The sequence below is a fragment of the Nonomuraea sp. NPDC001636 genome, assembly GCF_040298265.1.
Taxonomy (GTDB): domain Bacteria; phylum Actinomycetota; class Actinomycetes; order Streptosporangiales; family Streptosporangiaceae; genus Nonomuraea.
In genome coordinates this window covers 89683-109613 of sequence record NZ_JBEOZT010000025.1, presented here as the reverse complement: position 1 = coordinate 109613, position 19931 = coordinate 89683, and the positions used below count along the sequence as shown (strand labels likewise).

The window sequence follows — 19931 nt, the reverse complement described above, 5'->3', positions numbered from 1 at the left end:
CGGCGTACCGCGGGAAGCGGGGTTGGCACCTATGGATCTGCTGGGGGCGTTGGAGTCGTTGCGCCGCCCGCTCGACCGCGAGCTGTTCCCGCTGGCGATCGGCGAGGCCGCGGCGGACCGGCGTGCCCTGCGCGAGCTGGCCGGGCAGCTCGACGACTACCTGCTGCCGCGGCTGCGGGCGATCGACGCGCCGCTGCTCGCCGTCGTCGGCGGGTCCACCGGGGCGGGCAAGTCCACCCTGGTCAACTCGCTGGTGGGGGCCGACGTGGCCGAGCCCGGCGTGCTGCGGCCGACCACGCTGGTGCCCACGCTCGTCGTCAACCCGGCCGACCGCGACTGGTTCACGGGCCAGAACGTGCTGCCCGGCCTGTCCCGCGCCACCGGCGACTCCGGCGGCGGCGGCGCGGGCGCGCTGCGCGTGGTCGCCTCCGACGCGCTGGGCGCCGGGCTGGCGCTGCTCGACGCCCCCGACATCGACTCCGTGGTCACCTCCAACCGGGAGCTGGCCGCGCAGCTCCTCGCCGCCGCCGACCTGTGGCTGTTCGTCACCACCGCCGCCCGGTACGCCGACGAGGTGCCCTGGAGCTTCCTGCGCTCGGCCCGCGAACGCAGCACGGCCCTGGCCGTCGTCCTCGACCGGATCGCGCCCGAGGCCGTCGAGCCCGTCTCGCGCGACCTCGACCGGCTCCTGGTGGAGAACGGCCTGCCGGGCACCCGGCTGTTCACCGTGCCCGAGGCCGCGCTGCCCGACGAGAAGGCGCGGCTGCCGGAGGAGTCGGTGCGGCCCATCGTCTGCTGGCTCACGGGGCTGGCCGCCGACGCCGCCGAGCGGGCCCGGGTCGTCCGCCAGACGTTGTCGGGCGCCCTGGACAGCCTGGACACCCGCGTCCCCGCGCTGGCCACGGCCGTCGAACGCCAGCAGGCCGCCTTCGACGGGCTGCGGACGATCGTGACCGGCGCGTACGCGGGCGGCATGGCCGACTTCGACGAGGGCATGCGCGACGGGTCCCTGCTGCGCGGCGAGGTGCTGGCCCGCTGGCAGGACTTCATCGGCACCGGCGACCTCATGCGTTCCCTGGAGAGCCGGGTGGGGTGGCTGCGTGACCGGATCGTCGGCTTCTTCACCGGCCGCGCCCCCGCCGTCGAGCTCAAGGACGCCCTGGAGAGCGGCGTCGAGTCGCTGATCAGGGGCGCGGCCGACGGCGCCGCCGAACGCGCGCTCGAAGGGTGGTCGGCCGCGCCGGGCGGCGGCGGGCTGCTCGACCGGCTCGGCGCCATGGAGGCCGCGCGGCTCGGCCGGGCCTCTCCCGACCTGGCCGGACGGGCCGAGGCGGCGGTGCGCGGCTGGCAGGAGTTCGTCCTCGACCTCGTACGCGAGGAGGGGGCGGAGAGACGCACCACCGCCCGGCTGGCCTCGTTCGGGGTCAACGGGGCGGGGCTGCTGCTCATGCTGGCCGTGTTCGCCTCGACCGGCGGGCTCACCGGGATCGAGGTCGGCATCGCGGGCGGCACGAGCGTGTTGTCGCAGAAGCTGCTGGAGGCCGTCTTCGGCGACCAGGCCGTGCGCTCGCTGACCACGCGGGCCCGCGAGGACCTGCGCGAACGGGTGCGAGTGCTGCTGGCGGAGGAGGCCGCCCGCTTCACCGACCGGCTGGAGACCGTCGAACCGCCCAGGGGCACGGCCGACGCCCTGCGCGCGGCGGCCCGCGCCGTCCACGACCACCGCGCCGAACTCCCCACCGCCTCCGCGCCGACGGCGGAGCTCCCCGTTCCCCCGGCTCCCCCCGCTCCCACAGCCGAGCTGCCCGCTCCTGGCGCGCCCCAGCCGCCCGCTCGCGACCGCACGGAGGGGCCGTGAAGCTGCTGCGCCGCAAGGAGGGGCCCTCGCTCGACTCCCGGCTGGCCGCCCTGCTGGAGGCCGCCGAGCTGGCCGAAGGACGCCTCCCCGAGCAGGACGTGTCCGCCGCGCGGTCCGTCGCCGAACGGGCCGGCGCCCGCCGCAGCCTCTCCGTCGACCACACCGTGGCCGCGCTCGCCGGCGCGACCGGCAGCGGCAAGTCCTCGCTCTACAACGCCCTGGCCGGCGAGGACCTGGCCGCCGTGGGCGTCACCAGGCCGACGACGTCCACCGCCCAGGCCGCCCTGTGGGACGGCGAGGGAGCAAGCCCGCTGCTGGACTGGCTGGACGTCCCGCGCCGCCACTCCGCCGCCGAGGCGCCCGGGATGTCGGGTCTCGTCCTCCTCGACCTTCCCGACCACGACTCCATCCGGCTCTCCCACCGCCTTGAGGTGGACCGCCTGGTGGCGCTGGTGGACCTGCTGGTCTGGGTCGTGGACCCGCAGAAGTACGCCGACGCCGCGCTGCACGAACGCTACCTGCGCCCGCTGGCCGGGCACCGCGACGTGATGCTGGTGGTGCTCAACCAGGTGGACCGCCTGCCTCCACAGGCTGTGGACCGCTGCGTGGCCGACCTGCGCCGCCTCCTGGAGGAGGACGGGCTGGCGGGCGTGCCGGTGCTGCCGGTCTCGGCCAGGACCGGGGCGGGCCTGCCGGAGCTGCGCTCGGTGCTCGCCGACCGGGTCGCCGAGCGCGAGTCGTGGGCCGCCCGCCTGGCCGCCGACGTCACCGCCGCCGCCGGTCAGCTGGCCGCCGACGGCGCGCGGCCGGACCCCGGCGACCGGCGGGCGGCCGGGCTGGACCGGCGGCTCACGGGCGCGCTCTCCCAAGCCGCCGGGGTGCCGCTGGTCTTGGAGGCCGTGGCCAAGGGGCACCGGCACCGGGCCGTGGTCGCCACCGGCTGGCCGGTCACCCGCTGGTTGCGCAAGTTCCGTCCCGACCCGTTGCGCAGGCTCAGGATCGGGGTGGGCAGGCCGGGCAAGGAGATCGTGGGGCGCACGTCGGTGCCGGCGGCGTCGGCCGTACAGCGGGCACAGGTGGAGACGGCGATCAGGGACGTCGGCGAGGCGGCCGCCGCGGACCTGCCCGGCCCGTGGGCGGCGGCGGTGCGGCAGGCCGCGCGCTCGCGCTCACCCGAGCTGGCCGACGCGGTGGACCGGGCCGTGGGCCGCACCACCGCCGGCACGACCCGCAGGCCGCGGTGGTGGCGGATGGTGAACGTGCTGCAGTGGCTGGTCTTCGCCGTCATGGTGGCGGGCGCGTTGTGGCTGGGCGTGCTGTTCGGGATGGACTACCTGCGCCTGCCGCAGCCGCCGCTCCCGACCGTGGGCGCGGTGCCGTGGCCCACCGTGCTGCTGGCGGGCGGCGCGCTGGCCGGGGTGGTGATCGCCTTGCTGTCCAGGCTGGCCGCGTGGGCGGGCGGGCGGCGCCGGGCCGGACGTACGGCCCGCGCCCTGCGCGCCGCCATCGGCGAGGTCGCCCAGAACTACGTGCTGGCCCCCGTGACGGCCGAGCTCGACCGCTACGCCCGCTTCACCGAGGCGGTCACCACGGCCCGCTCCTGACCGCCGTCACGCCCTCCTCCGGCCGAGCAGGGGGACCGCGAGCAGTGCGCCCAGCAGCGCGGACACCGCGCCCACCAGGAACGGCGCGGGCGCCCCGAACCACTGCCCGGCCACCCCCGCCACCCCCGACCCGGCCGCGCCCCCCATCCCCACGGCCGTGGACAACCACCCGAACGCCTCCCCCTGGGCCCCGGGCGCGAACCGGTCCACCAGCAGCGACGACGTCGTCAACGCCGGATTCAGCACCATCCCCCCGACGAACAGCACCACCCAGAACACCGGCAACGCCTCCACCACCGCCAGCGGCGCCAGCACGGCCCCGAGCGCCAGCATCGCCCCCACCAGCCGCGCCGCCGGCGAGGACGCCCACGTACGGGCCCCGTACCCGGCCGCCCCCGCGATGCCGCCCAGCGAGAGCGCCGCCACCAGCACCCCGGTGGCGGCGGGCACGCCACGGGCGGCCGACAACGCGGGCACCCCCACCTGCAACGCCCCGATGGTCCCGCCGAGCAGCAGCACCACGGCCAGCAGCAGCAACATCCGGCGGTCCGCGAAGACCCGCCCGCCCTCCCGTACGGACGCCGCCCCGCCCGCCCGCAACGCCCGCGAGAACGCCAGCGTGCCCGCCCCGGCCGCCACCGCCACCGCCCCCAGCGCCAGCGAGGCCGAGGCCACCGCGATCACCAGCCCGAACAGTAGCGGCCCGGCCAGCATGGCCAGCTCCTGCACCAGGTAGACCAGGCTGTAGACGGCGGTACGGGCGCCGTCGGACACCCGCCGCCCCCACTCGACGCGCATGCTCACCGAGATCGGCGGCAGCCCGGCCCCGGCGACCCAGGCCAGCACCACGGCGGTCCACACCGGCCACCCGGCCGCCGCCGCAGCGACGAGCGCGATCAACGCGACGACGTGCAGGAACGCCGTCGCCGCGAGCACCGGCCGCGGCCCGCGCCGGTCCATGAGCCGCCCCTGGACGGGCCTGCCCATGCCGGCGCCCACCGAGAACGCCGCCGCGCACGTGCCCGCGAGCGCCAGCGACCCGGTGGCGTCCTGCACGACCAGCACCATCCCCACGGGCGCGACCTGCTGGGTGAGCTGGGAGAGGAAGCCGGACACGGCCTGCGCCCCGACCCCGGGCAGCCGGAACAGGCCCCGATACGGCATGTCTCTCCCCATGCGCCCACGCTAACCCGCAAGATCGCCGGCTTCCGCCCCCGACGAGACACCCGAGCCCCCCGGTGCCCCCGCCGTAGGGCGGGTCGGAAAGCCGCGGCCCTTCGTCGGGGCCGGCGGGGCGGTCAGCCGGAGGTGAGGGAGGCGGCGACCGTGCGCAACGCCGACAACAGCGGCCGGAGCAGCGGGTGCGCGTCGGCCCCGCTGCGGATCGCGGCGAAGACGCGGCGGTCGGGCCCCGGCGTCTGGCGCACCACCACCCCGGACAGCGCCATGTCCCGCAGCGCGAGCCGCGGCACGAGCGCCACCCCCGCACCGGCCCCCACCAGCGCCACCACGGCCCGGAAGTCGTCGGAGCAGTGGACGACGTTGGGCGTGAACCCCACCTGCTGGCACGCGAACGTGATGACGTCGTGCACGGGATTGCCCGGATAAGGACCGATCCAGGTGTCGGCGGCGAGCGACACCAGCGTGGCCGACCCCGCCTCCGCATGCCCCTCGGGCAGGACCAGGTCGAACGGCTCGGCGTACAGCGGGATGCGCGACAGCCGGCGGTCGGCGGCGTCGGGGCCGCCCCGGTACTCGACCGTCACCGCCAGGTCGGCCCCGCCGTCGAGCAGCATGGCCAGGCTGTGGTCGCCCTCGGCGTCGAGCACCCGGACCTGCAGGCCGGGCGCGGTGGCGCGCAGGGCGGCGATGGCGGGGGAGAGCACGGCGCTGATGGCGGTGGCGAAGCAGGCCACGGTCACCTCGCCGGCCTCGCCCGTGGTGTACGCGGCCACCTCGGCCTCGGCGCGTTCGAGCTGGGCCAGGACCTCGTTGGCGTGCCCCACCATGATCTTGCCCACGGCGGTGAGGCGCACGCCCCGGCCGTCACGGGTGAACAGCCGGTGGCCCACCTCGTGCTCCAGCGCCACGAGCTGCTGGGAGACCGCCGACGGGGTCAGGTGGAGCGCCGCCGCGGCGGCGGTGACCGTGCCGTGGTCGGCCACCGCCCGCAGTGTGCGCAGCCGCCGCGTGTCAATCACGCAGCGAGGATACTCAACCCTGGCGTGCTTGGACGAAAGCCGCCACGGCCCGGTCGACGTCCTCGGTGGAGTGGGCGGCCGAGAGCTGCACCCGGATCCTGGCCTGGCCGTGCGGCACCACCGGGTAGGAGAAGCCGATCACGTAGACGCCCAGGTCGAGGAGGCGTTCGGCCATGGCCCCCGCCTCGGCGGCGTCGCCGATCATCACGGGCACGATCGGGTGCTCGCCCGGCAGGATGTCGAACCCGGCCTTGGTCATCTCGCCGCGGAAGCGCGCGGTGTTCGCGCGCAGCCGCTCGCGCGCCTCGCCGGAGGTCTCCAGCAGGTCGAGGATGCGCAGCGAGGCCGAGGCGATGACCGGGGCCAGCGAGTTGGAGAACAGGTACGGCCGCGACCGCTGGCGCAGCAGCTCGCAGATCTCCTTGCGGGCCGAGACGTAGCCGCCGCTGGCCCCGCCGAGCGCCTTGCCCAGGGTGCCGGTGATGATGTCGACCCGGTCGGTGACGCCGTGCAGCTCGGGCGTGCCGCGGCCGGTGGGGCCGACGAAGCCGACGGCGTGGGAGTCGTCCACCATGACCATGGCGTCGTAGCGGTCGGCCAGGTCGCAGATCTCGCGCAGCGGGGCGAGGTAGCCGTCCATGGAGAAGACGCCGTCGGTGACGATCAGCCGCCGCCGGGCGTCGGACGCCTCCTTGAGCCTGGCCTCCAGCTCGGCCATGTCGCGGTTGGCGTAGCGGAAGCGCTGGGCCTTGGACAGGCGGATGCCGTCGATGATGCTGGCGTGGTTGAGGGCGTCGGAGATGACCGCGTCCTGGGCGTCGAGCAGGGTCTCGAACACGCCGCCGTTGGCGTCGAAGCACGAGCTGTAGAGGACGGTGTCCTCCATGCCCAGGAAGTCCGACAGGCGGGATTCGAGCTCCTTGTGCACCTCCTGGGTGCCGCAGATGAACCGTACGGAGGCCATGCCGAAGCCCCAGCGGTCGAGCGCCTGCTTGGCCGCCTCTACCACCTCGGGGTGGTCGGCCAGGCCCAGGTAGTTGTTGGCGCAGAAGTTCAGCACCTCGCGCCCGGCCACGCCGACCTGGGAGCTCTGCGGGGTGGTGATCACCCGCTCGGGCTTGAGCAGCCCGGCCTCGGTGATCTCGTCGAGCGTCGCACGCAGCTGCTCGCGCACGTTCGTGAACATCAAGCGCTCCAATCGAGGATGACCTTGCCCGTACGGCCGCTCGCGGCCGTGTCGAAGGCGGCGTCGAAGTCGTGGTACGGGAACCGATCGGTGATCACGGGGGAGAGGTCGAGACCCTTTTCCAGCAGGACTGACATGTTGTACCAGGTCTCGTACATCTCCCGGCCGTAAATGCCCTTGATGGTGAGCATCGAGGTCACCACGGTGGCCCAGTCGACGGCGAACTCCTCGGCGGGAAGACCGAGCATCGCGATCTTCCCTCCGTGCGTCATGTTCGCGATCATGTCACGCATGGCCCCAGGGTTACCGGACATCTCAAGCCCGACGTCGAAGCCCTCCCGCAGGTGGAGCTGGCGCATGCCTTCGTCGATCGTCGCCCTGGAGACGTTGAGCGCGAGCGAGACCCCGAGCTTGCCGGCCAGGTCGAGACGCTCGTCGCTGACGTCGGTGATCATCACGTTGCGCGCGCCGACGTGCGTGGCCACGGCCGCCGCCATCAGCCCGATGGGCCCGGCGCCGGTGATCAGCACGTCCTCACCGACCAGGGGGAAGGACAGCGCGGTGTGCACGGCGTTGCCGAACGGGTCGAAGATGGCCGCCACGTCGGGATGAACGGGAACCCGGTGCACCCACACGTTCGAGGCGGGCAGCGTGACGAACTCGGCGAACGCGCCGTCCCTGTTGACGCCGAGGCCGATCGTATTGCGGCACAGGTGACGGCGTCCGGCCATGCAGTTGCGGCACTTGCCGCAGACGATGTGGCCCTCGCCGCTCACCAGGTCGCCGACGGCGATGTCCTCCACGCCGGGCGCGACCTCGACCACGTGGCCGGAGAACTCGTGCCCGACGACGAGCGGGAGCTTCAGCGTGTGCCGCGCCCAGTCGTCATATTTGCGGATGTGCAGGTCGGTGCCACAGATGCCGGTACGCAGCACCCGGATCTTCACCTCGCCCGGCCTGACCTCGGGCTCCGGCACGTCCACCAGCCAAAGACCGGGCTCGGCCTTCTGCTTGACCAGCGCTTTCATCGCTTCACTTCCCCCTGTTCCGAACCTAACGCACTGTGCCCGCTCCCCTCGGAACATGTCCATCGAGGGATTCTTAAGTGCCCCCACAGCTCAGCTTCACGCGGCAGCGGGACCAGGCACAATTACGAAATAAGCTTGAAGATGACCTGCCCGGCGACTCGGAGGTATCGGTGCGACAGCAGAGCGGCGACGCCTCGCTTCTGCGCAAGCTCAACTCGGCGGCCATCCTGCGCGTGCTGCGCGAGGCCGACGTGGCCACGCTGTCGGAGCTGGCCAGGTCCGCCCGGGTGTCCAGGCCGACGGCCGAGGTCATCGTCGACGACCTGGTCACCGAGGGCTGGGCGGAGGAGTGCGAGGAGGAGGCCGGCGACCGCCAGCGGGGACGCCCGGCCAAACGTTTCCGGTTCCGCGCCTCGGCGGGGCACGTGCTGGGCGTCGGCATCGGCGGTTCCAGCCTGCGCGCCATGCTGGCCGACCTGAACGGCACGATCACCGTCACCCGCCGCGCGCCCAACCACCGCGACATGCCCGCCGCCGAGCGGCTCGACCAGATCGTCGGGCTGGCCACGGAGACCGCCGCCCAGGCCGGGCTGGCGCTGGCGGACGTCACCGTCGTCGGCGTGGGCACCACCGGCACGGTCGACGGCTCCGGGCGCGTCGTCAAGAGCATCGCCCTGTCCGACTGGACCGGCCTCGACCTGCAGGGCGAGCTGTCGGCCCGGATCCCGGCGCCGGTGCTGGTCGAGAACGACATGCGCTTGGCCGTCCTGGCCGAGCACTGGCGGGGCGCCGCCCAGGGCCGCGACGACGTCGTCTACCTGTTCACCGGCGACCGCATCGGCATGGGCCTGCTCATCGGCGGCCGGCCGTACCGGGGGGCGCACGCGGCCGGCGGCGAGATCGGGGCCCAGCCGAACAACAACTGGACCGCCTTCCGGTACGTCCTCGACTACGCGATGGCCGTCGAGCCGGGCGAGCTGCGCTCCAGCCGGCAGTGCGCCGAGTTCGCGATCGCCCGGGCCCGCGCCGGCGACGAGCGGGCGGGCCAGGCGGTCAGGGAGTTCGCGCGCGGCCTGGCCGCCGGGCTCGTCACGGTGGTCAATCCGCTCGACCCGGACATGGTGGTCATCGGCGGCAGCCTGTCCTCGGCCGGAGACCTGCTGGTCGAGCCGGTACGCGAGCTGTTCGAGGAGTACTGCCTCTACCCGCCGGAGGTGGTGGCGTCGGGGCTGGGCAGCGAGTGCATCACGCTGGGAGCCGTCCGGTTTGCCCTCGATCAAGCAGATCGCCTGCTCTTTACGTAGCCAACTTGGCTAATTAGATAACCGTTCTGTCACAGACGTGTCGCTGTGCGACATCGATCCAGCAAGCATGCTCAGAACTGATCGCTTTAACCTAGTTATTTGCATAAATCGGTACTAGCCTCCAGCCATCCCGACCCGACTGGAGGTGAGCGTGTGGCCGCTGTCACCCTGCTTGAGCGGCTGAAGCGCGACTGGACGCTGCTGGCCCTGTGCCTGCCCGGCGTCCTGTACTTCGTGGCCTTCTTCTACGTGCCACTGCTCGGCAACGTCATCGCCTTCAAGGACTACGCGCCGTTCCTCGGCATCGCGGGCAGCCCCTGGGTGGGCCTGGACAACTTCGTGATGCTGCTGGAGGAGCCGGAGTTCTGGAGCGCGGTCGGCAACACCCTGCAGATCACGGCGCTCCAGCTCGTCCTGTACTTCCCGGCCCCGATCGCGCTCGCGCTCCTGCTGAACTCCCTGATCGGCCACCGCGTCAAGCGGTTCATCCAGACCGTCGTCTACCTGCCGCACTTCCTGTCGTGGGTGGTCGTGGTGGCGATGTTCCAGCAGGTCATCGGCGGCGCCGGCACGGTCAGCTCGTTCCTGAACTCGCACGGCGTCACCATCGGCAACCTGATGTCGAACGCGGACACGTTCAAGCTGCTCGTGACGGCCCAGGTCATCTGGAAGGACTGCGGCTGGGGCACGATCATCTTCCTGGCCGCGATCACCGCGATCGACATGAGCCAGTACGAGGCCGCCGCCATCGACGGCGCCGACTGGAAGCGCCGCCTGTGGCACGTCACGCTGCCCGGCATCCGCTCGGTCATCCTCATGATGCTCATCCTGCGCCTGGGCGACATCCTGTCCGTCGGCTTCGAGCAGATGGTCCTGCAACGGGAGGCCGTGGGCGCCGGAGCGGCCGAGGTCATCGACACCTACGTCTACTACCACGGCATCCGTGACGGCGACTGGGGCATGAGCACCGCCGCCGGCCTCATGAAGGGCCTCATCGGCGCGGCGCTCATCTACGCGGCCAACAAGCTCGCGCACCGCTTCGGAGAGCAGGGGATCTATCGATGAGGCCGCCGTGGATGGAACGCCCCACCATCGCCGGGCGCACGCTCAAGTTCGTCGTGCTGACCGCGATCACCGTGGCCGTGCTGTACCCGTTCGGGCTGGCCGTCGGCACGAGCCTGATGGGCCGCGCCGAGAGCATCGCCAACGGCGGCAGCTACGTGCTCTGGCCCTCGCACCCGACCTTCGAGGCGTACTCGCTGATCCTGTCCGGCGGCGCGGTCACCCGGTCGGTGCTGATCAGCATCGGCATCACGCTCACCGGCACCGCGCTCAGCCTGATCTGCACGGTCTTCCTCGGCTACGCGCTGTCGCGGCGCGGCATGCTCGGCGGCAAGCCGATCCTGCTCATGGTGCTGGCCACGTTCCTGTTCACGCCGGGCATGATCCCGAGCTACCTCATGGTCAAGGAACTCGGCATGATCGACACCTACCAGTCGCTCATCGTGCCGGTGCTGGTCAACGCGTTCAACGTGGTCGTGGTCAGGTCGTTCTTCCAGAACCTGCCCGAGGAGCTGTTCGAGGCGGCCCGCATGGACGGGTGCGGCGAGTTCCGGATGATGTGGCGGATCGCGATCCCGCTGTCCAAGGCGGTGATCGCCGTCGTCGGCCTGTTCTACGCGGTCTCGTACTGGAACACGTTCTTCACCGCGATCCTCTACATCAACGACCAGACCAAGCACCCCATCCAGGTCGTGCTGCGGCAGTTCATCTTCCGCGGCACCTCGGCCACGGGCTCCGACGTCGCGATCGTGCGCGACCTGCCCGCCTCGTCGGTGCAGATGGCGGTGCTCATCATCGCGCTCGTGCCGATCCTGCTCGCCTACCCCTTCCTCCAGAAGTACTTCACCAAGGGCGTCCTCACCGGCGCCATCAAGGGCTGAGAACCCGGGAGCAACCATGTCATCCATCATGTCCCGTCGTGGATTCCTCGGACTCGCGCTCGCCGGCGCCACCGTCGCCGGGCTCGCGGCCTGCGGCGGCGAGAGCGGCCCCGCAGGCGTGAAGAAGGGCGGCGCGGATCTGTCCAAGAAGCTGACGCTGCCGACGTACACCGCCGCCAAGATCCCCACGCCCGACCTGCCGATCGACGCCGGCCAGGACCCCGCGTACCTGAAGTACCCGAGCGAGCTGGTCAAGTCGGTCGCCACCGCCCCGGGCGACGGCCAGAAGATCACCTCGCTCACCCAGACGTGGGACGTCGCGCCGCCCGCCCCCGGCCAGAACACCTACCTGCAGGAGCTGAGCAAGGCCCTGGGCTCCGAGTGGAGCATGAACATCGTCGTGGGCGACGGCTACCCCGACAAGTTCAACGCCATCATCGCCAGCGACGACCTGCCCGACCTGGTCTGGTTCCCGCCGAACCAGGGCCTGCAGCGGGTGCCCGAGCTGCTGGCGGCCAAGTTCCACGACCTGACGTCGTACCTGAGCGGCGACGCCATCAAGAAGTACCCGAACCTGGCCAACCTGGGCGACGTGACCTGGAAGTCCGCGGTCACCGACGGGAAGCTGTACGGCGTGGCGGTCGCCTACAGCCGCTTCGGCCAGGTGTTCCTGGTCAACCAGGACTACTGGCAGCCGGTCGGCGGCACCGAGTTCACCGGCGCCGACGACTTCCTGGCCAAGGCCAAGCAGCTGCTCGACGTGAAGAAGAACAAGTACCCGCTCGAACCGAGCTACTACAACCACGTGCACATGTTCAGCCACTGGTACGGCGCCCCCAACACCTGGAAGCTGACCGGCGGCAAGCTGATCCACCAGTTCGAGACGCCCGAGTACCAGGCGGCCCTGGAGCTGGCGGTCAAGTGCTTCAAGGCCAACCTGTTCTGGCCCGACCCCGCCCTGGCCACCATCAAGGACAAGGTCGCCAACGGCCAGATCGGCGCGTACGTCGAGTCGTTCCCCGGCTTCCTCAACGACGCCAAGACCCAGAAGTACAACCTGGGCGCGATCGTGCCGTTCGCGGCCACGCCGTCGTCCAAGCCGGTCTACAACGCCGGGCTCGGCTCGGTGGGCTTCACCTCGATCAGCAAGAAGGTGGACGCCAAGCGCATCGAGACCCTGCTCGGCGTGCTCAACTACCTGGCCGCCCCGTTCGGCACGGAGGAGTACGAGCGGGTCAACTTCGGCGTCGAGGGCACCCACTTCACCAAGAAGGACGGCGACCTCGCCTTCACCGACAAGGGCAAGGCCGAGGTGCCCACCACGCAGCAGCCGCTCTCGTTCGTGATCGGGTCGCCGTCCGCGCTGTTCCTGCCCGGCCAGCCCGAGCGCACCAAGCTCATCCACGACTTCGAGACCAAGATCGCTCCTATGCTTCAGGAGCGCGTCACCACCGGCCACTTCTCCGACACCTACACCCAGAAGAACGGCGAGCTGAGCACCATGGGCAAGGACATGGTCGACGACATCGTCACCGGGCGTAAGTCGATGTCGGACTGGCCGGCCTTCGTCAAGAAGTGGCTGGGCAGGGGCGGCGAGGCGATGCGGGCCGAGTACGAGGCCTCCATCGCCAAGGGTTGATCGTTCTACCGTTTGAAAGGACACTTGTGGAAGACCTGCGCATCGGAGTCATCGGGCTCGGCCTGCGGACGAGTCTCGCCCTGGCCGCCCACCGGCCGGGCGAGGGCTCGGTCGTGGCGGCGCTGTGCGACTCCGACCCGGCAGTGCTCAAGAAGCAGTCGGAGCGGTTCGAGGCGGAGTTCCTGACCGGGGAGTACCGCGAGCTGCTCGACCGGCCGGATCTCGACGCGATCGTCGTCAACACCCCCGACGACACGCACGAGCGCATCGCCATCGACGCCCTCCAGGCCGGCAAGGCCGTGTACCTGGAGAAGCCGATGGCCATCACCGTCGAGGGCTGCGACAACATCCTGCGGGCCGCCCGCGAGACGGGCAGCCGCCTGTACGTGGGGCACAACATGCGCCACATGGGCGTGGTGCGCCTGATGCGGGACATCATCCGCAAGGGTGTGATCGGTGAGCCCAAGACCGTGTGGGTACGCCACTTCGTGTCCTACGGCGGCGACTACTACTTCAAGGACTGGCACGCCGACCGCACCCGTACCACGGGCCTGCTGCTGCAGAAGGCGGCGCACGACCTCGACGTGATCCACTGGCTGGCCGGCGGCTACACCACCCGCGTGAACGCCCTCGGCGACCTGATGGTCTACGGCGACCTGCCGCGCCGCGAGCCCGGGACGCCCCGGCCGGAGGGCTGGCTGCGGGAGTTCGAGTGGCCGCCCACGCAGCGGCGCGACCTGCACCACGTGATCGACGTCGAGGACGTGTCGGTCATGAACATGCGCCTGGACAACGGCGTCATCGCCGCCTACCAGCAGTGCCACTTCAGCCCCGACTACGTGCGCAACTACACGGTCATCGGGACCGAGGGCCGGCTGGAGAACTTCGGCGACGGCCCGGGGGACACGGTCAAGGTGTGGAACACCGGCCCCACCTCCTACCGGGACGACTGCGACATCGCCTACCGGGTGCCGGCCGCGCAGGGCTCGCATGGCGGGGCCGACCCGCAGATCATGGCCGAGTTCTGCCGGTTCGTCACGGAGGGCGGGGCGACCGACACCTCACCCGTGGCGGCCAGGATGAGCGTCGCCGCCGGGTACATGGCCACGATGTCGCTGCGCGACGGCGGCATGCCGTACGACGTGCCGCCGCTGGACCCGGAGCTGGCGGCGTACTTCGACAACGGCCAGCGCTGAGCGGCGCCGGGGCCGGGCGGGGAACCCGCGCGGCCCCGGCGGACGTCAGCGGCCGGTGTCCTTGGGGTCGCGCTCGCGCTCCAGGTCGGGGAACGGGGACGGCTCGTTGACGGCCTGGGCGATCTGGCGGGGGCCCTTGGGGCTCTCGGCCTCCTGCGCGTCGGCGACCGCCTCGGCCGCCGCCTCCGAGGCCGCCGCGATCTCCCGGTCCAGCTCCTCCGACGGCCGGGGCTGCTCCTCGCGGGTGGCGGCCGACTTCGGCAGCGCCTCGGTGAACGCCTTCGAGACGCCCTGCAACGCCGAGGTGACCTCGCTCGGGATGACCCAGAACGTGTTGCCGCTGCCCTGGGCGAGCTGCGGCAGCACCTGAAGGTACTGGTAGGCCAGCAGCTTGGGGTCGGGGTCGTTGCGGTGGACGGCCTGGAAGACCTGGTCGATGGCGCGCGACTGGCCCTCGGCCTCAAGGATGGCGGCCGAGCGCTGGCCCTCGGCCCGCAGGATGCGGCTCTGCTTGTCACCCTCGGCCGTGAGGATCTGCGACTGGCGCTGGCCCTCGGCGTTGAGGATCGCGGCCCGCTTGTCGCGCTCGGCCCGCATCTGCTTCTCCATCGCGTCCTTGATGGTCTTGGGCGGGTCGATGGCCTTGACCTCGACGCGGTTGACCCGGATGCCCCACTTGCCGGTGGCCTCGTCGAGCACGCCGCGCAGCTGGCTGTTGATGGTGTCGCGCGAGGTGAGCGTCTTCTCCAGGTCCATCGAGCCGATCACGTTGCGCATGGTCGTGACGGTGAGCTGCTCTATGGCCGTGATGTAGTTGGCGATCTCGTACGCCGCCGCCCGCGGGTCGGTGACCTGGAAGTACAGGACGTTGTCGATCTCGACGACCAGGTTGTCCTCGGTGATGACGGGTTGCGGGCGGAAGGTCACCACCTGCTCGCGCAGGTCGATCATCGGATAGACGCGGTCGACGTAGGGGATGACGAAGTTGAGACCCGGCTTGAGCGTGCGGTGGTAGCGGCCGAGCCGCTCCACGTTGCGGGCCCGCGCCTGGGGCACGATCCGCACGGCCTTGAGCACGGTGAACGCGGCGAAAAGGATGATCAGCAGTCCGGCTATCAGCAACGGGTCCATGTGGTCACTCCCGTGGATACACGAGGGCTGTGGCGCCCTCGATCTCGATGATGTCGACGGTTGCCCCGGTGGGGATCACCAGGGTCTCGTCATAAGCGCGCGCGGACCACTCCTCACCCCCGATGCGGACCCGCCCGTCGCGGCCCGTGACCTCGGAGACCACGTACGCGGGCTTGCCGACCAGCGCCTCCACGCCGAAACGCTGCAACGGCGGCTGCTGAAGATGGCGGACGGCCAGCGGCCGGATGACCACCATCCCCGCCGCGGACGACAGGGCGAACACGAGGATCTGCAAGGGGACGGGCAGCCCGACGGCGGCCGTCACGGCGGTCAGGAGAGCGGCCACGCCCAGGAGCCCGAGGGCCGCCGTGAGAGTGAACAGTTCGGCCACACCGAGGACGACTGCGAGGATTATCCAGATGACCCATTCATCCATGCTCCGGCCCTCCTGAACCTATAACGGGCCTGTGTGTAGGACTGGTTCCCCCTTACCACCGTAATCCCCCATTCGTCCGCAGGGCACCCGTCACCGGCCGGTCGCCGGGGCGGTCAGGGCGCTGCCCAGGACCCACTTGTCCCACGGAAGTTGCCAGAAACCCCACCCGTTGTCCCATTCCAGCCGGCGGGCGGTGCCCGTGATCAGCACGGGGTCGCCGCGCAGCGAACCGGCGTAGAACCAGGCCGCCTGGTCGGGGCGGGCGTTGATGCAGCCATGGCTGACGTTTTCCCTTCCCTGGGCCCAGACGTTGTCCTTCGCGTGCACGTACTCGCCGCTGTTGGAGATGCGCACGGCGTGCTCGATCAGCAGGTCGTAGTAGCCGGGGTCGCCCTTGGCCCGGCCGGGGGAGATCATCCGGACCGGGTTGCCCTTGTCCATGGTCAGGTGCATGCCGCTGGTGGTGGTGTATTCCCGCGTGGTGGCCATGCCGGCGCTGATGGCCATCTGCTGCACCACCCGGCCGTCGCGGCGCACGACCATCTGGTGGGTGCGGGCGTCGACCGTGCTGGTCTGCCTGCGGCCCACGGTGAAGGCGAAGGTGGAGTCTTGAGTGCCGTAGACGCCCGGGGCCGGGCGCACCCCGGCCAGGTGGGCGCTGACCATCACCTGCTGCCCCGAGGCCCAGAACCGGTGGGTGCGGTAGACCACCTGGGTGTCGCTGGTCCAGCGCCAGGCGCCCTCGGCCGGGGTCTTCGTGGTGACCTCCAGCGACCGCTCGACGGCCGCCTTGTCCTGGATCGGGGTGTCGAAGTCGATGACGACCGGCATGCCCACGCCGACGGTCTCGCCGGGCAGCGGCGCGGTGGCGGCCACCCCGAACGTGTGCTCGGCGGCACGGGTGCGGAAGCGGCCCATGGAGACCGTGGACGGGCCGTTCTCGCCCGCGGCCGTGGCGGTGACGGTGTACTCGGTCGCGGGTTTGAGCGTCCAGTCGGAGCGCCACCTGGTGTGCGAGGCGTCGAGCCGGCCCGGGACGTGCTCGCCTCCCTCGTAGACCAGGACCTGGGTCAGCCGGCCGCCCTGCGCCGTGATGACCAGCCCCTTGTCGGGACGGGCCCGCTTGGCGTCGAAGGCGGGGGAGACGTGCACGACCGCGGGCGCGGCCGGGGAGTCGCCGACGGGACCGCAGCCGCAGCAGGCCAGGAGGAAGGCGACACACAGGATCGCGGCACGCCGCACGTCACTCTCCGAGGGCTTTCCGAGGGAAGGGGAGTTCCAGGTTAGCGGTGAGTGACGGTCGAAGCACCTTGAGTTACTTATCCGATGCTTCCGGACACCTCGCCCAATGTCAGGCCGCCCGCGGTGGCCCGGATCGTCACCGTGTCGCCGTCCTGGAGGAAGGTGCGGGTGTCGCCGCCGGACAGCTTGATCGGTTCGGCGCCGTTCCAGGTCAGCTCGATGAGCGAGCCGCGCTCGTCGCGTTCGGGGCCGGAGATCGTGCCGCTGGCGAACAGGTCTCCGGTGCGCAGGGAGGCGCCGTTCACGGTCATGTGGGCGAGCATCTGGTCGGGCGTCCAGTACATGCTCGGGTACGGCGGGCGCGAGATCACGTCGCCGTTGAGCACCACCTCGACGGCGATGTCCAGGCCCCAGTCGCCCTGCCTGCGCAGGTAGTCGAGCGGCTCGGGGTCCTGCGGGCGGCCCGGGACGCGGGGCAGGGCCTCCAGCGGCGTGACCCACGGCGAGACCGAGGTCGCGAACGACTTGCCCAGGAACGGCCCGAGCGGCACGTACTCCCACGCCTGGATGTCGCGCGCGCTCCAGTCGTTGACCAGCGTCACCCCGAACACGTGGTCCTCGAACGCCCCGGCCGGCGAGCCCAGCTCCGACGGCACGCCGACCACGAACCCCAGCTCCGCCTCGATGTCGAGCTTGGCGCACGGCCCGTAGACCCCGGCCCCGAGCTGGCCGTGCGGACGCCGGACCGGCGTGCCGGACACGACGACCGTGCCCGACCTGCCGTGGTAGCCGACGGGCAGGTGACGCCAGTTGGGCAGCAGCGGCTCGGCGTCGGGACGGAAGATCCGGCCGATGTTGCTCGCGTGGTCGAGCGAGCAGTAGAAGTCGACGTAGTCGGCCACCTCGAACGGCATGTGCAGCCGTACCTGGTCGAGCGGGATCAGGTGGCTCTCGGTGACCGAGGAGTCGCCGGTCAGCTTGTTCTGGATGAGGGTCCTGGTGTCGTGCCAGGCCGAGCGGCCCCTCGCCATGAAGGGGTTGAGCGAGGGGGCGGCGAACACCTCGTCGTGCAGCGCGGCGGCCAGGTCGAGCACCTTGTCGCCGTACCTGACGCCCACTCTGGGGGATTCGCCCTGACGGGAGAACACGCCGTAGGGCAGGTTGTCCACTCCCCAGCTCACTGAATCACTCCTAGCGTCTGCAGGTCCTCGATGGGCGTGCCGGTGCTGCAGGAGCCGTAGCTGACCAGCAGCCGCCGCGCCCGCTTGGCGGTCTCCTCGCTCACGGCCCCGGCCAGCCGCACGAGATGGCCGACGTCGGTGGTGCGCAGCACGGGCGCGGGGTCGCGGCCCTCCACAGCCTCGCAGACCGACAGCAGCAGGTTGAGGAAGCCGTGCCGGTCGACGCCGAGGCTCGGGTCGAAGTGCCGCACCGCGTGGTGCAACCCGGCCGTGGCCTTGAACGGGACGTCGGCCTCGACGCAGCCCCGGACGAACGCCGCGAGATGCTCCACCGACGGGAACGCCTCGGCCTTCAGCCCGCCGCAGCGCACCTTCAGCCCCACCCCGTCGGGCACCCCGGCGACCTTCCGGTCCGGCGGGACCTCGACGAACAGCCGCACGTGCGCCGGCAGGCCGAGGCGCCGGGCCAGCTCGGCGACGGACTCGTCGGCCCCGAGCGGGATCTCGACGAAGTCCACCGGCAGGTCGGCGAAGTCGGGGAGCTCGGGCGTGTCCACGATCAGCCCGATGCGCCGCGGCCGGTAGGCGTGCCCGCGCAGCCGGTCGAGCCGGCTGGCCGGGCACAGGAAGCGGTGGGTGAGCACGTCGTTGCCGTGCTCCAGGTCGCGCTGGTTGCGGGCCAGCGCCTCGTCCATGTGCAGCGACGTCGGCGGGAACAGGCCCGCGTCGTCGACCAGTTCGCTGTAGAGAGTCATCGTGCCCAGGTCCATGCGTAGCCGGGATCCTCACAGGACAGCGCGCCCGGCCCGAGGTCGAGCGGGCGGAAGGTGTCGACCATCACGGCCATCTCGCTCGTGGTGGTGACGCCGCGGGCGACCGCGTCGATCACCGCCTCGACCGCGCCCGGCTGCGGGCCGTGCGTGAACCCGGCCGGGTGCAGCGAGACCGAGCCGACGTCGATGCCCGAGCCCTTGCGCGCGGTGTAGTCGCCGCCCACGTAGAACATGAACTCGTCGGAGTCCACGTTGTGGTGGTTGTACGGGATCGGGATGGCCTCGGGGTGGTAGTCGAGCGGCCGCGGGCAGAACGAGCAGACCACGAACCCGGGCCCCTCGAACGTCTGGTGCACCGGCGGCGGCGCGTGCGTCTTCTTCACGATCGGCTCGAAGTCGTCGATGTTGAAGGCGTACGGATAGAGGTAGCCGTCCCAGCCGACCACGTCGAAGGGGTGGTTGCGGTAGACGAGCCTGGTCAGGCCGCCCCGCGTGCGGACCAGGACGGGCACCTCCTCGCCCTCCACGAGCAGGGTCTGCGTGGGGGCGCGCAGGTCGCGTTCGCAGTACGGCGCGTGCTCCAGGAACTGCCCGTACTGCGACAGGTAGCGCTTGGGCGGCCTGATGTGCCCGGACGCCTCGATGGCCAGCACGTTGACCTGCCCGTCGGGCACCCAGCGGTGGATCGTGCCGGTCGGGACGACGACGTAGTCGCCCTCGCCGGCCTCGATGACGCCGTAGGTGGACTCGAAGCGGACCGAGCCGCGCTGCACGTAGACGCACTCGTCGCCCATGGAGTTGCGGTACAGCTCGCTGGGGCGGTCGCTGGTGGCGTACGACAACCGGACGTCGGCGTTGCCGGCGAGCAGGATGCGGCCGTCGACCAGGTCACCGGCGCTGGACAGCTCCTGCGTGCGGAAATGGCGCGGGGAGAGCGGCAGGTTGGGCTCCAGCCGCGTCGCGGAGGCGGGCGTGACCGCCTCGGCCTTGATGATCGCGGTGGGCAGGTGGCGGTGGTAGAGCAGCGAGGAGTCGGACGAGAAGCCCTCCTCGCCCATCAGCTCCTCGGCGTAGAGGCCGCCGTCCGGCCGCCTGAACTGCGTGTGCCGCTTGCGTGGCACTTCCCCAACGACGCGGTAGTACGGCATCCGCCCTCCATGTTGTCCGCTTATCGGACGCATGTGTCCTCTATGTGTGACCACCGTCCGA

The 19931-nt window shown here is 71.4% G+C and carries 17 protein-coding genes; 7 read left to right on the top strand and 10 right to left on the bottom strand.

What is annotated here, in order from left to right:
• Positions 1 to 31: 31 nt before the first annotated feature.
• Together ABT158_RS36995 and ABT158_RS36990 are read left to right on the top strand one after the other, a co-directional pair.
• Entirely contained in the window at positions 32 to 1858 is a 1827-nt protein-coding gene (locus tag ABT158_RS36995; protein WP_352361659.1) for a GTPase family protein, read from the top strand.
• Positions 1855 to 3462, top strand: coding sequence for a GTPase family protein (locus ABT158_RS36990; RefSeq protein ID WP_352361657.1), 1608 nt, complete (start codon positions 1855 to 1857; stop codon positions 3460 to 3462). Before ABT158_RS36995 ends, ABT158_RS36990 begins: the two co-directional genes overlap by 4 nt.
• Before the next feature lie 6 nt (positions 3463 to 3468).
• On the opposite strand, the gene ABT158_RS36985 is transcribed toward ABT158_RS36990, so the two are convergent.
• The 4 genes from ABT158_RS36985 to tdh all read right to left on the bottom strand — a co-directional run bounded on the left by ABT158_RS36985 (position 3469) and on the right by tdh (position 7877).
• Positions 3469 to 4638, bottom strand: coding sequence for an MFS transporter (locus ABT158_RS36985; protein WP_352361655.1), 1170 nt, complete (start codon positions 4636 to 4638; stop codon positions 3469 to 3471).
• Between the two features lie 122 nt (positions 4639 to 4760).
• Positions 4761 to 5663 (bottom strand): LysR family transcriptional regulator, encoded by a 903-nt coding sequence (locus tag ABT158_RS36980; protein WP_352361653.1) that lies wholly within the window; start codon positions 5661 to 5663, stop codon positions 4761 to 4763.
• 13 nt (positions 5664 to 5676) lie between these two features.
• Positions 5677 to 6849: a glycine C-acetyltransferase gene (locus ABT158_RS36975; protein ID WP_352361651.1), complete on the bottom strand. Its 1173-nt coding sequence runs from the start codon at positions 6847 to 6849 to the stop codon at positions 5677 to 5679.
• Positions 6849 to 7877 carry an L-threonine 3-dehydrogenase gene (gene tdh / locus ABT158_RS36970; protein ID WP_352361649.1) on the bottom strand — a complete coding sequence of 343 codons (1029 nt, stop codon included), beginning with the start codon at positions 7875 to 7877 and terminating at the stop codon, positions 6849 to 6851. The genes ABT158_RS36975 and tdh overlap by 1 nt, the downstream gene beginning before the upstream one ends.
• 170 nt (positions 7878 to 8047) lie before the next feature.
• On the opposite strand from tdh, the gene ABT158_RS36965 reads away from it, so the two are divergent.
• The 5 genes from ABT158_RS36965 to ABT158_RS36945 all read left to right on the top strand — a co-directional run bounded on the left by ABT158_RS36965 (position 8048) and on the right by ABT158_RS36945 (position 13959).
• Entirely contained in the window at positions 8048 to 9181 is a 1134-nt protein-coding gene (locus ABT158_RS36965; protein ID WP_352361647.1) for an ROK family protein, read from the top strand.
• Positions 9182 to 9334: 153 nt separating this feature from the next.
• The gene (locus ABT158_RS36960) at positions 9335 to 10246 is read left to right on the top strand and encodes an ABC transporter permease (protein WP_352325034.1); all 912 of its coding nucleotides are present in this window, start codon (positions 9335 to 9337) and stop codon (positions 10244 to 10246) included.
• 11 nt (positions 10247 to 10257) lie between these two features.
• Entirely contained in the window at positions 10258 to 11124 is an 867-nt protein-coding gene (locus tag ABT158_RS36955) for a carbohydrate ABC transporter permease (RefSeq protein WP_352325035.1), read from the top strand.
• 16 nt (positions 11125 to 11140) lie between these two features.
• Positions 11141 to 12763 carry a type 2 periplasmic-binding domain-containing protein gene (locus ABT158_RS36950; RefSeq protein ID WP_352361644.1) on the top strand — a complete coding sequence of 541 codons (1623 nt, stop codon included), beginning with the start codon at positions 11141 to 11143 and terminating at the stop codon, positions 12761 to 12763.
• 26 nt (positions 12764 to 12789) lie between these two features.
• Positions 12790 to 13959: a Gfo/Idh/MocA family protein gene (locus ABT158_RS36945; RefSeq protein WP_352361643.1), complete on the top strand. Its 1170-nt coding sequence runs from the start codon at positions 12790 to 12792 to the stop codon at positions 13957 to 13959.
• Positions 13960 to 14004: 45 nt separating this feature from the next.
• Here ABT158_RS36945 and ABT158_RS36940 read toward each other — a convergent pair whose 3' ends face one another.
• The 6 genes from ABT158_RS36940 to ABT158_RS36915 form a co-directional block, all read right to left on the bottom strand.
• Positions 14005 to 15090, bottom strand: a complete 1086-nt coding sequence (locus tag ABT158_RS36940) for an SPFH domain-containing protein (RefSeq protein WP_352361641.1) — start codon at positions 15088 to 15090, stop codon at positions 14005 to 14007.
• Between the two features lie 4 nt (positions 15091 to 15094).
• Positions 15095 to 15526: an NfeD family protein gene (locus ABT158_RS36935; protein WP_352324976.1), complete on the bottom strand. Its 432-nt coding sequence runs from the start codon at positions 15524 to 15526 to the stop codon at positions 15095 to 15097.
• A gap of 90 nt (positions 15527 to 15616) precedes the next feature.
• The gene (locus ABT158_RS36930; protein ID WP_352361639.1) at positions 15617 to 16768 is read right to left on the bottom strand and encodes a L,D-transpeptidase; all 1152 of its coding nucleotides are present in this window, start codon (positions 16766 to 16768) and stop codon (positions 15617 to 15619) included.
• 77 nt (positions 16769 to 16845) lie between these two features.
• Complete coding sequence (gene fahA, locus ABT158_RS36925) at positions 16846 to 17949, bottom strand: fumarylacetoacetase (protein ID WP_352361637.1); 1104 nt, start codon at positions 17947 to 17949, stop codon at positions 16846 to 16848.
• Positions 17946 to 18719: a hypothetical protein gene (locus ABT158_RS36920; RefSeq protein ID WP_352361635.1), complete on the bottom strand. Its 774-nt coding sequence runs from the start codon at positions 18717 to 18719 to the stop codon at positions 17946 to 17948. The genes fahA and ABT158_RS36920 overlap by 4 nt, the downstream gene beginning before the upstream one ends.
• Positions 18701 to 19870: a homogentisate 1,2-dioxygenase gene (locus ABT158_RS36915; RefSeq protein ID WP_352361633.1), complete on the bottom strand. Its 1170-nt coding sequence runs from the start codon at positions 19868 to 19870 to the stop codon at positions 18701 to 18703. Before ABT158_RS36915 ends, ABT158_RS36920 begins: the two co-directional genes overlap by 19 nt.
• Positions 19871 to 19931 lie beyond the last annotated feature (61 nt).

Bases quoted from the DNA above. Each gene is read 5' to 3' on its own strand.
- ABT158_RS36995 (WP_352361659.1), top strand. From the start codon at position 32: ATGGATCTGCTGGGGGCGTTGGAGTCGTTGCGCCGCCCGCTCGACCGC.
- ABT158_RS36985 (WP_352361655.1), bottom strand. From the start codon at position 4,638: ATGGGGAGAGACATGCCGTATCGGGGCCTGTTCCGGCTGCCCGGGGTC.
- ABT158_RS36975 (WP_352361651.1), bottom strand. From the start codon at position 6,849: ATGTTCACGAACGTGCGCGAGCAGCTGCGTGCGACGCTCGACGAGATC.
- tdh (WP_352361649.1), bottom strand. From the start codon at position 7,877: ATGAAAGCGCTGGTCAAGCAGAAGGCCGAGCCCGGTCTTTGGCTGGTG.
- ABT158_RS36955 (WP_352325035.1), top strand. From the start codon at position 10,258: ATGGAACGCCCCACCATCGCCGGGCGCACGCTCAAGTTCGTCGTGCTG.
- ABT158_RS36950 (WP_352361644.1), top strand. From the start codon at position 11,141: ATGTCATCCATCATGTCCCGTCGTGGATTCCTCGGACTCGCGCTCGCC.
- ABT158_RS36940 (WP_352361641.1), bottom strand. From the start codon at position 15,090: ATGGACCCGTTGCTGATAGCCGGACTGCTGATCATCCTTTTCGCCGCG.
- ABT158_RS36935 (WP_352324976.1), bottom strand. From the start codon at position 15,526: ATGGATGAATGGGTCATCTGGATAATCCTCGCAGTCGTCCTCGGTGTG.
- ABT158_RS36920 (WP_352361635.1), bottom strand. From the start codon at position 18,719: ATGGACCTGGGCACGATGACTCTCTACAGCGAACTGGTCGACGACGCG.
- ABT158_RS36915 (WP_352361633.1), bottom strand. From the start codon at position 19,870: ATGCCGTACTACCGCGTCGTTGGGGAAGTGCCACGCAAGCGGCACACG.